The following is a 14,501-nucleotide window of genomic DNA, read 5'->3' on the forward strand; positions in this document are numbered from 1 at the left end:
GTCAGCGTCAGCCCGTCGTCTCCCCACCCTTCGAGGTGGGCGAGACGGCGGGCTTTTGCGTGTCCGGGGGCAGCCTGCGAGGTGACGGCACCGCGCCGAGCGGCCGGGCCCCGGCCCGCCCCAGCGCCCGCGCCACCGCCGCCTCCTGCCCGAGCCGCGCCCCCGCCCGTACGCACTCCTCGTACCGCTCATCGCCCAGCCGCTCCCGGGCCATGGCCTCGCACCGCTCGTGCGGCGCGTTGTAGTAGGCCGAGCCGAACAGCGGCAGGCCCACCGACGGCCACATCCGGGCCGCTGCCCCTTGCAGCAGCGCGGCCTCGGCCGGATCGCCCTGCACCGCCGTGACCAGCGCGAGCAGCTCGATCGAGAGGACCGCGCCGAGCAGATCGTGGAAGGTGTGCGCGATACCGAGGCACTCCTGAAGGAGATCCCGGGTCCGCGCCGCATTGCCGTCGGCCAAGGCTTCGTACGCCAGTACGTACAGCGCGTACGTCAGCGCCCAGCGCTCCCCGTGGTCCTCACAGACCTGGCGGACGTCCTCGCACAACCGCACCGCGCCCGGCAGATCGCCCTGGAACGCCAGCGCCATCGCCAGCTCGACCTGGCCCATCAGCACATTGCTGTTCAGCTCGCCGATCTCGTGATACCGGCTCAGCGCCGAGCGCAGCAGGTTTTCCGCGCCCGCCATGTCGTCCGTGACCAGCGCCAGACAGCCGGTGCGGTGCTCGGCGTACGCGAACGCGATGGCGTTTCCGGTGCGCTCCGCCTCCTCGCGGCACTCCTGGAGCGCGGTCAGCGCGGGCACCGTGTCGCCCTGCAGGATCGCCACATAGCCGAGCACCCACAAGGCCTTCAGTCGTGGCTGGTCACCATCGCCGTCGAGATCCACGGCGCGCTCCAGCCAGTGCCGTCCCTCCGACAGCCGGCCGCAGCCGACCCAGTGGAACCACAGGGTGCCCGCGAGGTACTGGCCCAGATGCGCCTCGCCCGGCTCGGTCAGGCAGTACTCCAGGGCGCGACGCAGATTCGGCAGTTCCGTCTCGATGCGCCCGGCCACCTCTCCCTGCCGCGGAGAGAACCAGTCCAGCTCGCACCAGGTGGCCAGACCCAGATACCAGTCGCGGTGGCGGCGGCGCAGCCTGCCCGTGTCGTCCACCGCCTCCAGCCAGTCCCCGCCGTACGCCCGGACCGTGTCCAGCATGCGGTAGCGCGGGCCCGCCACCGTTTCCTCGCGGGACAGCACCGACTGCGCGAGTAACTCGTCCAGCAGGTCGAGGACGTCGTCGGCGTGCAGTCCGTCGCCGCTGCAGACGTACTCGGCGGCCTCCAGGTCGAACTGTCCGGCGAACACCGAGAGCCGCGACCACAGCAGCCGCTCCTCGGGTGTGCACAGCTCATGGCTCCAGCCGATCGCCGTACGTAAGGTCTGGTGCCGGGGCAGCGCGTCGCGCCCGCCGCCGGTCAGCAGCCGGAAGCGGTCCTCGAAGCGGGACAGAAGCTGCGCGGGCGACAGGGCGCTCAGTCGCCCCGCCGCCAGTTCGACCGCGAGCGGGATCCCCTCCAGGCGCCGGCACAGCTCCCGGACGTCCGACCGGTTGCCGTCGTCGAGCGCGAACCCGGGCGACCGGGCCGCCGCCCTGTCCTCGAACAGGTCCGCGGCCTCCGACTCGCTCAGCGGCGCCAGCGGGAACAGCCGCTCACCCTCGACCGCCAGCGGCCTGCGCCCCACCGCGAGCACCCGCAGCCCCGGCGTACACCGCAGCAGCTCGCTCATCAGCGTGGCGCACGCGTCCACCAGGTGCTCGAACCCGTCTACGACCAGCAGGAGTTGACGCTCGGCGAGATGGTCGAGGAGCACTTGGCGCGGTGGCCTCGACGTCTGATCCGTCAGACCGAGGGCCTCGACGAGCGCGTAGGCGACGAGGCCCGGATCGCGTACCGCGGCCAGCTCCACCCGCCACGCCCCGTCGGGCCACCGCGTGCCCGCCGCGGCACGCGCCGCGAGGCGCGACTTGCCGACGCCGCCCATGCCGGTCACCGTCACCAGCCGGGCCCTGTCCAGCTCCTCGGCCAGCTGCGCGAGTTCGGCCGAGCGGCCCACGAACGCGTTGAGTTCCAGGGGCAGATTGCCGTGCGGCGCACCGTCGGAGCGCTGGGGCCGGTGAAAGTGCTGCATGGATTGCGGAGCGTACTGACCCATAAGCATTCCGTACAATCCCGTCGCGCGACTCCGGTCCCGTCGGGGCGGTAATGCGGTACGGAGTGGCGGCCCTGGCGCGATAGGCTCGGGGGACGACTTTTGATGTTCAAGCACGATGTTCAAGCACGATGTTCAAGCACGATGGTCAGGCCCGATATTCAGGCACGTACTTAGGGAGCGGGTGCGACAGTGTCCGGTGGAGAGGTGGCCGGGATCCTGGTGGCCGTCTTCTGGGCGATCCTGGTCTCCTTCCTCGCCGTCGCGCTGGCGAGGCTGGCCCAGACGCTCAGGGCGACCACCAAGCTCGTGGCCGACGTGACCGACCAGGCCGTCCCCCTGCTGGCCGACGCCTCCACGGCGGTGCGCTCCGCACAGACCCAGATCGACCGGGTCGACGCCATCGCATCGGACGTCCAGGAGGTCACGTCGAACGCGTCGGCGCTCTCCACGACAGTCGCGTCCACCTTCGGCGGCCCGCTGGTGAAGGTCGCGGCGTTCGGCTACGGCGTCCGCCAGGCCCTCGGCGGCCGCCGAGAGAACGTGCCCCCCAAGGCGTCCCGGCGTACCGTGATCGTGGGCCGCACCGTCCCGTCCGCGCGACGGGGAAAGCGGAAGAAGGACTGACGCAGCGATGTTCCGCCGTACGTTCTGGTTCACCGCCGGCGCAGCCGCGGGTGTGTGGGCCACCACCAAGGTCAACCGAAAGCTCAAGCAGCTGACCCCCGAAAGCCTCGCGGCCCAGGCCACGAACAAGGCGATCGAGGCCGGGCACCGGCTCAAGGACTTCGCACTCGACGTCCGCGACGGCATGGCCCAGCGGGAGGCCGAACTCGACGAGGTGCTCGGCCTGAACGCGCCCGTCGACCACGAGCTCCCCGGTCCGCGACGTCACACCGCGATCGAGAACCGCAACAACCCGAACTACAGCAAGAACCCGACGTACGTCGAGAGGTCGACGTACTCGCACAACCGGAATGAGGACCACTGATGGAGTCGGCCGAGATTCGCCGCCGCTGGTTGAGCTTCTACGAGGAGCGCGGTCACACCGTCGTCCCCTCGGCGTCGCTCATCGCGGACGACCCGACTCTGCTCCTGGTCCCCGCGGGCATGGTCCCTTTCAAGCCGTACTTCCTCGGTGAGGTCAAGCCGCCGTGGTCGCGCGCCACCAGCGTGCAGAAGTGCGTACGCACACCCGACATCGAAGAGGTCGGCAAGACCACCCGCCACGGCACGTTCTTCCAGATGTGCGGCAACTTCTCCTTCGGCGACTACTTCAAGGAAGGCGCCATCACCTACGCCTGGGAGCTGCTCACCTCGCCCCAGGACAAGGGTGGTTACGGGCTCGACCCCGAGCGTCTGTGGATCACGGTCTACCTCGACGACGACGAGGCCGAGTCCATCTGGCGCGACAAGATCGGCGTCCCGGCCGAGCGCATCCAGCGCCTCGGCAAGAAGGACAACTACTGGTCCATGGGCGTCCCCGGCCCCTGCGGCCCGTGTTCCGAGATCAACTACGACCGCGGCCCCGAGTTCGGCGTCGAGGGCGGCCCGGCCGTCAACGACGAGCGGTACGTGGAGATCTGGAACCTGGTCTTCATGCAGTACGAGCGCGGCGAGGGCACCTCGAAGGAGGACTTCGAGATCCTCGGCGACCTGCCCAGCAAGAACATCGACACCGGCCTCGGCATGGAACGCCTCGCCATGATTCTGCAGGGCGTGCAGAACATGTACGAGATCGACACCTCCATGGCCGTCATCAAGAAGGCCACCGAGCTGACGGGTGTCGAGTACGGCGCCGCCCACGACTCCGACGTCTCGCTGCGTGTGGTCACCGACCACATGCGCACGTCCGTGATGCTCATCGGCGACGGCGTGAGCCCCGGCAACGAGGGCCGTGGCTATGTGCTGCGCCGCATCATGCGCCGCGCCATCCGCAACATGCGTCTGCTCGGCGCCACCGGTCCGGTCGTCAAGGACCTCATCGACGTCGTGATCGAGATGATGGGCCAGCAGTACCCGGAGCTCGTCACCGACCGCCAGCGCATCGAGACCGTGGCCCTCGCCGAGGAGGCCGCCTTCCTCAAGACGCTGAAGGCCGGCACGAACATCCTCGACACGGCCATCACCGAGACCAAGGAGTCCGGCGGCGCCGTCCTCGCCGGCGACAAGGCGTTCCTGCTCCACGACACCTGGGGCTTCCCGATCGACCTCACCCTCGAAATGGCCGCCGAACAGGGCCTTTCCGTGGACGAGGACGGCTTCCGGCGCCTGATGAAGGAGCAGCGGGACAAGGCCAAGGCCGACGCCCGGGCCAAGAAGACCGGCCACGCCGACCTCGGTGCCTACCGTCAGATCGCCGACGCCGCCGGTGAGACCGACTTCATCGGCTACGACCGGACCGAGGGCGAGTCGCGCATCGTCGGCATCCTCGTCGACGGTGTGCCCTCACCCGCCGCCACCGAGGGCGACGAGGTCGAGATCGTCCTCGACCGCACCCCGTTCTACGCCGAGGGCGGCGGCCAGATCGGCGACACAGGCCGCATCAAGGTCGACACCGGCGCCGTCATCGAGGTCCGCGACTGCCAGAAGCCCGTTCCTGGCGTGTACGTCCACAAGGGCGTCGTCCAGGTCGGCGAGGTGACCGTCGGCGCGAGCGCCCAGGCCACCATCGACGCCCGCCGTCGCACGGCCATCGCCCGCGCTCACTCGGCCACGCACCTCACCCACCAGGCGCTGCGCGACGCCCTCGGCCCGACGGCCGCCCAGGCCGGTTCCGAGAACCAGCCGGGCCGCTTCCGGTTCGACTTCGGCTCCCCGGCGGCCGTGCCCACGGCCGTGATGACCGACGTCGAGCAGAAGATCAACGAGATCCTGACCCGCGAGCTGGACGTCCAGGCCGAGGTCATGTCCATCGATGAGGCCAAGAAGCAGGGCGCCATCGCCGAGTTCGGCGAGAAGTACGGCGAGCGGGTGCGCGTCGTCACCATCGGCGACTTCTCCAAGGAGCTGTGCGGCGGCACGCACGTCAACAACACGGCCCAGCTCGGCCTGGTCAAGCTGCTCGGCGAGTCGTCGATCGGCTCCGGTGTGCGCCGCATCGAGGCTCTGGTGGGCGTCGACGCCTACAACTTCCTCGCCAGGGAGCACACGGTCGTCGCCCAGCTCCAGGAGCTGATCAAGGGCCGCCCCGAGGAGCTCCCGGAGAAGGTCTCCGCCATGCTCGGCAAGCTGAAGGACGCCGAGAAGGAGATCGAGAAGTTCCGCGCGGAGAAGGTCCTCCAGGCCGCCGCCGGTCTCGCCGATTCCGCCAAGGACGTACGCGGTGTCGCTGTCGTCACCGGCCAGGTCCCGGACGGCACGACCGCCGACGACCTGCGCAAGCTGGTCCTCGACGTGCGCGGCCGTATCCAGGGCGGCCGGGCCGTCGTGGTGGCCCTGTTCACCACAGTCAATGGCAAGCCGCTCACGGTCATCGCCACCAACGAAGCCGCCCGCGAGCGCGGCCTCAAGGCCGGCGACCTGGTCCGCACGGCCGCCAAGACCCTCGGTGGCGGCGGTGGCGGCAAGCCGGACGTCGCCCAGGGCGGCGGCCAGAACCCGGCCGCCATCGGCGAGGCCGTCGACGCGGTCGAGCGGCTCGTCGCCGAGACGGCCAAGTGAGCGCGGACGGTCAGGAACAGGGCGGAGACGGCCGGGGCATGCGCCGCGGCCGTCGGCTCGCGATCGACGTCGGGGACGCCCGGATCGGGGTCGCCTCGTGCGACCCTGACGGGATCCTCGCGACTCCGGTCGAGACGGTGCCGGGACGCGATGTGCCCGCCGCCCAGCGCCGGTTGAGGCAACTCGTCGAGGAGTACGAGCCGATCGAGGTCATCGTCGGGCTCCCTCGCTCCCTGAAGGGGGGCGAGGGCCCGGCCGCCGTCAAGGTCCGAGCCTTCGCACAGACCCTCGCCCAGGGGATCGCGCCAGTTCCGGTGCGGCTCCTCGACGAGAGGATGACCACAGTGACGGCCAGTCAGGGGCTGCGCGCCTCGGGCGTGAAGTCCAAAAAGGGTAGGTCCGTCATCGATCAGGCGGCCGCCGTCATCATCCTGCAACAGGCCCTGGAGTCCGAAAGGGCGTCTGGAAAGGTACCGGGCGAGGGCGTCGAAGTGGTCATCTGATCGCGGTGCGGTAACGTTCCGCGCGATGCGGCGGTGTTTCGAGCAGCCACCGCACAGCGAAGAGGCGGACGGGAGCCGAGCCACCAGCGCCAGCAGCCACCGCCTCGCGGCTCTAGGGGATCGATGACTGAGTATGGCCGGGGCCCAGGCTCCGAACCGTGGAATCCGGAGGACCCGTTGTACGGGGACGGCGGATGGGGAGGGCAGGCCGCCGACGGCCAGTCCCCCTACGGCGGCCGGCCGCAGCACTATCCGCAGCAGCCGCAACAGCAGCAGGCGCAGTACGGCGACTGGGGCAGTGGCCAGCAGGGCGCCTACGGCCAGGATCAGCAGCAGTATCACAACCAGGGCCAGCAGCACTTCCCCGAGCAGGGGCACCAGCAGTTCGCCGGCCAGGGCCAGCAGCAGTACGTGGACCAGACGCAGCAGCAGTACGTCGATCAGGGGCAGCAGCCCTACAACGGCCAGGAGCCGCAGGGTTACGACAACGGCGGCTGGGACAACGGGACGCAGCACCAGGTCGCTTACGCCGCCGACCCGGTCGACCCGTACGGGAACCAGACCGTCGCCTACGGCGGCGGGCAGCCCGACTTCTACGGCACCCCCGACGCCTACCCGCCGCCGGAGCCGCCCGCCCGCCGCCGTGCCGAGCCGGAGCCGCAGCCCGACTGGGATCCCGGTCCCGACCAGGGCGAGCACGCCTTCTTCGCGGGGGGCGACGATGACGATGTCGTCGACGATGACCCGAAGGCCGGCCGCAGCGGCCGGAAGGGCAAGGGCGGCAAGGACAAGAAGCGTCGCAATGGCTGTGCCTGCCTGGTGGTCGTCCTGGTTTTTGGCGGCGGCATCGGCGGGGTCGGATACTTCGGGTACCAGTTCTATCAAGATCGTTTTGGCCTGGCTCCCGACTATGCGGGTGACGGAAACGGTCAGCAGATCACCGTCGTCATCCCCCAGGGCGCGGGTGGCTATGTGATGGGGCAGAAGCTCAAGGAGGCGGGCGTCGTCCAGAGCGTCGACGCGTTCGTCTCCGCGCAGGAGTCGAACCCCGACGGCAAGACGATTCAGGACGGCGTCTACATGCTGGAGAAGCAGATGTCGGCCGCCAGCGCGGTCGAACTGATGCTCAGCCCGACGAGCCGCAACAACCTGATCATCGCCGAGGGCTCTCGCAACACGGCTGTCTTCGCACAGATCGACAAGCGCCTGGGGGTGTCCAAGGGCACCACGGCGAAGGTCGCGAGGAAGGAGTACAAGAGTCTCGGCCTTCCCGACTGGGCGCTGAATCACCCCGACCTGAAGGACCCGCTGGAAGGGTTCCTCTATCCCTCCAGCTACGGGGTCACCAAGGGGCAGGAGCCCGCGACCGTCCTGAAGGAGATGGTCGCCCGGGCCAACGCCAAGTACGAAGAGCTCGGCATTGAGAAGAAGGCCAAGAGCTTGGGTCTCGACGATCCCTGGCAGCTACTCACCGTGGCGAGCCTGGCGCAGGCCGAGGGCACGAGCCACGACGACTTCCGCAAAATGGCCGAGGTCGTCTACAACCGCCTCGAGCCCGGTAATCCCGAGACTTACGGTTCCCTCGAGTTTGACTCCACGTACAACTACGTGAAGAACCAGAGCAAGATCGACCTGAGCATTTCCGAACTGCGGCAGTACGACAACCCCTACAACACCTACTACGAAAAAGGACTGCCGCCGGGTCCCATCGACAATCCCGGTGAAGAAGCGCTCCAGGGTGCGCTCAACCCGACAGACGACGGCTGGTACTACTTCATCTCGATGGACGGGAAGACCAGCCGGTTCACGAAGACCCTCGCGGAACACGAGGAGCTGGTCAACCAGTGGAACGCGTCGAGAAACAAGGACTGACGACGGGCGTCCCGCCACTCGCCGCAATGTCGGGAGGGGTACTCGTCGGTATATGGCGACGAGGAGCCCCACTAGCGGGTCGACTTGATCCAGCTGCTGTCTTCGGTGCGGATGCCAGCGGTGACAAGGCAGTTGTAGCCCGCCGAGCCCGCGTCCTCCGCCTCGGGGCTCACCGGCGTTGGGGCAACCTGATCACCAGTGGGATCCAGTGGTTCGGTACCCTCCTGAGCCCCGGTTGACCAGCGGCATCCCGTGCTCGCGAGTAACACCAACTCACCGGAATTGTGGAACGCGGCGCCCACTCGATGCGAAAGCCAGGCTTATAGCCCTGCCCATAATTGGTCAGGGTGGCCGAAATTGCCTCGCCGGACAAGTCGGCGGACCGCTTTGAAGGATCGAGGCTCGGGTATCGCGCTTGATCATTAAGAATTCTAATCTCTTCGCGGTGATCACTATTCGGTGGTGACAAAAGCCTCGCTGCTTTATTTGTAATACGGGAGGGAGAGAGTGAGAATCGCCCGATTTGGATCCATTGCGGCCATGGGGGTCGCTATCGTCGGTCTTGCGGCAGTGCCAGCATGCTGACGGTATTATCTATTCATCAGAGGGAGGCGCGTCCGTCGGCCGGCAGTCCAACGGAGACATATTCAATCTTTGCGAAGAAAAGGCGGATGGCCACTCCGCAGTTGCCAGATTTTATATCGATGGCAAATTTCACGACGATTACTGGAACTCGCGTGGGGCTAACACTTGCGATGGGTACAGCCTTAGCTGGATAGCCGAGGGTACCCCTGTCACCATGAAGGCCTGCATTGGTGAATACGGCAGCCTTGACATTTGGACCAGCACTTGTGTCAGCAGGTCCGACCACGCCTAACTGTGACTGGGTGCGGGGCGTGGCGTCGCGAGCTGCTGGAGCTAGGCCGTCGCACGGTGGACGGCCCGGACTCGCGGGCGGTCTCGCTTACGTGCCTTGCCCTTGGCGTGGAGGTGGCGCACCTGCTTGCGGTTCGCGGTGGTGATTGGTCGATTCATCGGGCGGTACCTCCTCGCTACGCGGGCTGAGCATCGGTAAGTGATGCGGTGAGCTGCTTGGCGGGTCCAGGTCGTCTCACGGTCGTTCCGGATGTGAAGCTAGGATCGATCTTTCCGAGGGCCGTCGGCAAGCTGGCGGCCCTCGGAAAGATCAAGGTTCGACGATGACTTCACGATTGGTCAGTAAGAACGTGTGTCATGGTGCTGTAGGGGGTCCTAGGCCGTTGAGTGGCGATTTTCGGGATTCCCGCTTGACGGGTGGCCGACGGGGGGCAAAGACCAAATCCGCGGAGACGTACACCGGTTTCGCGAGGTTCAAGGACAGGTTCAATGACAGCACAGGCAACTGACGCCCACCGAGCCGCCGTACTCGGTTCCCCGATCGCCCATTCCCTCTCGCCGGTGCTGCACCGCGCCGCGTACCGGGCACTGGGACTCGACGACTGGTCGTACGACCGTTTTCAGGTCGAGGAGGAGGGGTTGCCCGGGTTCTTCGGGGAGCTGGGGCCCGAGTGGGCGGGCCTTTCGCTGACCATGCCGCTCAAGCGGGCCGTGATTCCGCTGCTCGACGAGATCAGTGACACGGCGGCGTCGGTGGAGGCCGTGAACACCGTCGTGTTCACCGAGGACGGCCGGTGTGTCGGTGACAACACCGACATTCCCGGGATGGTCGCCGCCCTGCGCGAGTGCGGCATCGAACAGGTGGACTCCGCCGCCATCCTCGGCGCGGGCGCCACCGCTTCGTCCGCGCTTGCCGCACTGGCACGGATCTGCACCGGCGAGGTCGTCGCCTACGTCCGCAGCGCCGAGCGCGCCGCCGAGATGCGGCAGTGGGGCGAGCGGCTCGACGTGGAGGTGCGCACGCGGGACTGGGCGGACGCCCACCAGGCCCTGCGCGCCCCGCTCGTGATCGCCACGACCCCGGCGGGCACGACGGACGCGCTCGCCGCGGCGGTCCCGGAGCGGCCCGCGACCCTTTTTGACGTGCTGTACGAACCGTGGCCCACCGATCTCGCGGCCCGCTGGTCGGCCTACGGCGGCGCCGTCGTCAGCGGACTCGATCTGCTCGTGCACCAGGCGGTGCTCCAGGTCGAGCAGATGACCGGGCGTTCCCCCGCGCCGCTCGACGCCATGCGGAAGGCGGGCGAGCAGGCGCTCGCGCGTCGCTGAGCGCCGCTCCTGCGGGGGCGGATCCGTCCGCCTGGTGGACCTGCGGCCGGACAACGACCCAGGACATGGGAGGATCGGAGGTGGCGGGCCAGGGCCGCGCACCCGGTCGCGCCGTCGCCGTACGCGAGGACGCGCGTACGCAGCAGCAGCACCAGGGCGCGAGCATGAGGAGCACCGTTGAGCAGGTTGCGCTGGCTGACCGCGGGGGAGTCCCACGGTCCCGCACTAGTCGCGACGCTGGAGGGCCTTCCCGCCGGCGTGCCGATCACCACGGAGATGGTGGCCGACCACCTGGCCCGGCGGCGCCTGGGCTATGGACGCGGTGCCCGGATGAAATTCGAACGCGACGAGGTCACCTTCCTGGGCGGTGTTCGCCACGGGCTCACGCTCGGTTCGCCGGTGGCCGTCATGGTCGGCAACACCGAGTGGCCCAAGTGGGAGCAGGTCATGGCGGCCGACCCGGTCGACCCGGCGATCCTCGCCGACGTGGCCCGCAACGCCCCGCTGACCCGGCCGCGGCCCGGTCACGCCGACCTCGCGGGCATGCAGAAGTACGGCTTCGACGAGGCCCGGCCGATCCTGGAGCGCGCCTCCGCCCGTGAGACCGCCGCCCGTGTGGCGCTGGGCGCGGTGGCCCGGTCGTACCTGAAGGAGACGGCCGGGATCGAGATCGTCTCGCACGTCGTCGAGCTGGCCGCGACCAAGGCGCCGTACGGCGTCTACCCCAAGCCCTCCGACGTCGAGAAGCTCGACGCCGACCCGGTGCGCTGCCTGGACGCCGACACGTCGAAGGCGATGGTCGCCGAGATCGACCAGGCCCACAAGGACGGCGACACCCTCGGCGGCGTCGTCGAGGTCCTCGCGTACGGCGTGCCGGTCGGCCTCGGCTCACATGTGCACTGGGACCGACGGCTCGACGCTCGGCTCGCCGCCGCGCTGATGGGCATCCAGGCGATCAAGGGCGTCGAGGTCGGCGACGGCTTCGAGCTCGCGCGGGTGCCGGGCTCCAAGGCGCACGACGAGATCGTCCACACCGAGGACGGCATCCGGCGCACCTCCGGCCGCTCCGGCGGCACCGAGGGCGGTCTCACCACCGGTGAGCTGCTGCGGGTACGCGCCGCGATGAAGCCGATCGCGACCGTGCCGCGCGCCCTGGCCACCATCGACGTGGCCACCGGCGAGGCCGCCAAGGCGCACCACCAGCGCTCCGACGTCTGCGCGGTCCCGGCCGCCGGTATCGTCGCCGAGGCCATGGTCGCCCTCGTCCTGGCGGACGCGGTGGCCGAGAAGTTCGGCGGCGACAGCGTCCCGGAGACCCGCCGCAACGTGCGGTCGTACCTCGACAACCTGGTCGTGCGGTGACCGCTCCGCGCGTCGTCCTGGTCGGCCCGATGGGCGTCGGCAAGTCCACGGTGGGCGAGTTGGTCGCCGGGCGGCTCGACTGCGCCTTCCGGGACACGGACGACGACATCGTGGCCGAGCAGGGCCGTTCCATCGCCGACATCTTCGTCGACGAGGGCGAGCCGGTCTTCCGCGCGATCGAGAAGCGGGCCGTACACACCGCACTGGCCGAGCACGACGGCGTACTGGCGCTCGGTGGCGGCGCGATCCTCGACGCGGACACCCGCGCGCTGCTCGCCGGACACACCGTGGTCTACCTCTCGATGGACGTCGAGGAGGCGGTCCAGCGCACCGGCCTGAACGCGGCCCGGCCGCTGCTCGCCGTCAACCCGCGCCGGCAGTGGCGCGAGCTGATGGAGGCGCGCCGTCACCTGTACACCGAAGTCGCCCGCGCGGTCGTGGCCACCGACGGCCGCACCCCTGAAGAGGTCGCCCAAGCGGTCCTCGACGCACTGGAGTTGAAGGAAGCATGAGCGAGGCAGTGACCCGTATCCAGGTCGGCGGCACCGCGGGCACCGACCCCTACGAGGTCCTGGTCGGCCGTCAACTCCTCGGTGAGCTGGGCGGTTTGATCGGCGACAAGGTCAAGCGGGTCGCCGTGATCCACCCCGAGGCGCTCGCCGAGACCGGTGAGGCGCTCCGTGCCGACCTGGCCGGGCAGGGCTTCGAGGCCGTCGCCATCCAGGTGCCGAACGCGGAGGAGGCCAAGACCGCCGAGGTCGCCGCCTACTGCTGGAAGGCTCTTGGCCAGTCCGGCTTCACCCGCAGCGACATCATCGTCGGTGTGGGCGGCGGTTCCACCACCGATCTGGCCGGTTTCGTCGCCGCGACCTGGTTGCGCGGGGTGCGCTGGATCGCCATCCCCACCACGGTGCTGGCCATGGTGGACGCGGCGGTCGGCGGCAAGACCGGCATCAACACCGCCGAGGGCAAGAACCTCGTCGGCTCCTTCCACCCGCCCGCGGGCGTCCTCTGCGACCTGGCCGCGCTCGACTCGCTGCCCGTCCACGACTACGTCTCCGGCCTCGCCGAGATCATCAAGGCCGGCTTCATCGCCGACCCGACGATCCTGGAGCTCATCGAGGCCGATCCCGAGGCGGCCCGCACGCCCGCGGGCCCGCACACCGCCGAGCTCATCGAGCGGTCCATCAAGGTGAAGGCCGAGGTCGTCTCCGGGGACCTCAAGGAGTCGGGCCTCCGCGAGATCCTCAACTACGGCCACACCCTCGCGCACGCCATCGAGAAGAACGAGCGCTACCAGTGGCGGCACGGTGCGGCCGTCGCCGTGGGGATGCACTTCGCCGCCGAACTCGGCCGGCTGGCGGGCCGGTTGGACGACGCGACCGCGGACCGGCACCGCACGATCCTCGAATCCGTGGGTCTCCCGCTGAGCTACCGCTACGACCAGTGGCCCAAGCTCCTGGAGAACATGAAGGTCGACAAGAAGTCCCGCGGCGACCTGCTGCGCTTCATCGTCCTCGACGGACTGGCCAAGCCCACCGTCCTGGAGGGCCCCGACCCGGCCGTTCTCCTCGCCGCCTACGGCGAAGTAGGGGAGTAACGCCCAACGGGCCCGCACTTGGCCCGATTTGCCCTTCGTCGGCGGGCACTTCATCCCTTCCCCGGCCGTTCACACAACGGCGGCCGGGGAAGGTACCGTTCGGTAGCGACGGGACCGAGGCCCCATTCGCCGGCGCCAATGGCCTGCCGCGAGTGAGACGCGTCCCGGAGGCGAACGAGCCAAGAGACACGAGACGGAGTGGCACCGGATGCAGCACGCAGTGGGGGCTCCGCTGCCGCCGCCCCACCAGCCGGGGCACGGACCGGCCGCCGGCGGCTGGCCGCCGGCCGCGCAGCACCCGGGACACCCGGGCGGGCACCCCGGTCCGGCACCCTCGAGCCCGCCGGCCCCCGGTTTCGTCGGCCCTCCCCCGGGACATCCTCCGGCGCCACCGTCACACCTGCCACCGCCCGCGCCTCCGCAGCACGCCCCCGCGCCGGACACCACGGGCCATGTGCAGCTGCCCCCGGGCGGCCCGGTCGGCATGCCGAGCGCGCCGCCCGCCACGGGCGCCTCCGACTTCACGTCGACCACGCTCGCCGTGCTGCTCATCGGCCCCGCGGGCGCGGGCAAGACCAGCGTCGCCAAGTACTGGGCGGACCACCGCCGGGTCCCGACGGCCCACATCAGCCTCGACGACGTACGTGAATGGGTGCGCTCGGGCTTTGCCGACCCCCAGTCGGGGTGGAACGACCATTCGGAGGCGCAGTACCGCCTGGCCCGCCGCACCTGCGGTTTCGCCGCGCGGAACTTCCTGGCCAACGGCATCTCCTGCATCCTCGACGACGCCGTCTTCCCGGACCGCCCGGTCGTCGGCCTCGGCGGATGGAAGCGGCACGTCGGGCCGGGTCTGCTGCCCGTCGTCCTGCTGCCCGGACTGGAGATCGTCCTGGAGCGCAACGCCCAGCGCTCCGGAAACCGCCGCCTGGCCGACGAGGAAGTCGCCCGCATCCACGGCCGGATGGCCGGTTGGTACGGGTCGGGGCTGCCCATCATCGACAACTCGCAGCTCGACGTACCGGCCACGGCCCGGGTCCTGGAGGACGTACTCGCCCGATCGATCGCCAGTCCGCCGCAGTGGTAGTCCGCCTGCGGCAAT

11 protein-coding genes are annotated in these 14,501 nt (G+C 69.4%); 10 read left to right on the forward strand and 1 reads right to left on the reverse strand.

Annotation, left to right across the window (positions count from 1 at the left end):
- Nucleotides 1-7: 7 nt before the first annotated feature.
- A complete protein-coding gene (locus AB0D57_RS10500; RefSeq protein ID WP_362069902.1) occupies nucleotides 8-2,176 on the reverse strand; it encodes an AAA family ATPase in 2,169 nt (722 codons plus the stop codon).
- 213 nt (nucleotides 2,177-2,389) lie between these two features.
- Here AB0D57_RS10500 and AB0D57_RS10505 point away from each other — a divergent pair, with 213 nt between their 5' ends.
- From AB0D57_RS10505 to AB0D57_RS10550, 10 genes are all read left to right on the forward strand, one after another.
- Nucleotides 2,390-2,824 carry a DUF948 domain-containing protein gene (locus AB0D57_RS10505; protein WP_362069905.1) on the forward strand — a complete coding sequence of 145 codons (435 nt, stop codon included), beginning with the start codon at nucleotides 2,390-2,392 and terminating at the stop codon, nucleotides 2,822-2,824.
- 7 nt (nucleotides 2,825-2,831) lie between these two features.
- The gene (locus tag AB0D57_RS10510) at nucleotides 2,832-3,188 is read left to right on the forward strand and encodes a DUF6167 family protein (protein ID WP_362069908.1); all 357 of its coding nucleotides are present in this window, start codon (nucleotides 2,832-2,834) and stop codon (nucleotides 3,186-3,188) included.
- On the forward strand, nucleotides 3,188-5,860 hold the full coding sequence (gene alaS / locus AB0D57_RS10515) for an alanine--tRNA ligase (protein ID WP_362069911.1): 2,673 nt from the start codon (nucleotides 3,188-3,190) through the stop codon (nucleotides 5,858-5,860). Before AB0D57_RS10510 ends, alaS begins: the two co-directional genes overlap by 1 nt.
- Before the next feature lie 38 nt (nucleotides 5,861-5,898).
- The gene (ruvX, locus tag AB0D57_RS10520; RefSeq protein ID WP_362070103.1) at nucleotides 5,899-6,363 is read left to right on the forward strand and encodes a Holliday junction resolvase RuvX; all 465 of its coding nucleotides are present in this window, start codon (nucleotides 5,899-5,901) and stop codon (nucleotides 6,361-6,363) included.
- A gap of 123 nt (nucleotides 6,364-6,486) precedes the next feature.
- Nucleotides 6,487-8,235 carry an endolytic transglycosylase MltG gene (gene mltG, locus AB0D57_RS10525; protein ID WP_362069914.1) on the forward strand — a complete coding sequence of 583 codons (1,749 nt, stop codon included), beginning with the start codon at nucleotides 6,487-6,489 and terminating at the stop codon, nucleotides 8,233-8,235.
- Between the two features lie 1,365 nt (nucleotides 8,236-9,600).
- Nucleotides 9,601-10,440, forward strand: a complete 840-nt coding sequence (locus tag AB0D57_RS10530) for a shikimate dehydrogenase (protein ID WP_362069917.1) — start codon at nucleotides 9,601-9,603, stop codon at nucleotides 10,438-10,440.
- A gap of 177 nt (nucleotides 10,441-10,617) precedes the next feature.
- Nucleotides 10,618-11,802: a chorismate synthase gene (aroC, locus tag AB0D57_RS10535; protein WP_362069920.1), complete on the forward strand. Its 1,185-nt coding sequence runs from the start codon at nucleotides 10,618-10,620 to the stop codon at nucleotides 11,800-11,802.
- Nucleotides 11,799-12,314, forward strand: coding sequence for a shikimate kinase (locus AB0D57_RS10540; RefSeq protein ID WP_362069923.1), 516 nt, complete (start codon nucleotides 11,799-11,801; stop codon nucleotides 12,312-12,314). Before aroC ends, AB0D57_RS10540 begins: the two co-directional genes overlap by 4 nt.
- Nucleotides 12,311-13,402: a 3-dehydroquinate synthase gene (gene aroB / locus AB0D57_RS10545; RefSeq protein WP_362069926.1), complete on the forward strand. Its 1,092-nt coding sequence runs from the start codon at nucleotides 12,311-12,313 to the stop codon at nucleotides 13,400-13,402. The genes AB0D57_RS10540 and aroB overlap by 4 nt, the downstream gene beginning before the upstream one ends.
- A 208-nt stretch (nucleotides 13,403-13,610) precedes the next feature.
- Complete coding sequence (locus AB0D57_RS10550) at nucleotides 13,611-14,486, forward strand: Pro-rich N-terminal domain-containing protein (RefSeq protein WP_362069929.1); 876 nt, start codon at nucleotides 13,611-13,613, stop codon at nucleotides 14,484-14,486.
- Nucleotides 14,487-14,501: the final 15 nt, after the last annotated feature.

It is taken from the genome of Streptomyces sp. NPDC048275 (genome assembly GCF_040652275.1).
Taxonomy (GTDB): domain Bacteria; phylum Actinomycetota; class Actinomycetes; order Streptomycetales; family Streptomycetaceae; genus Streptomyces.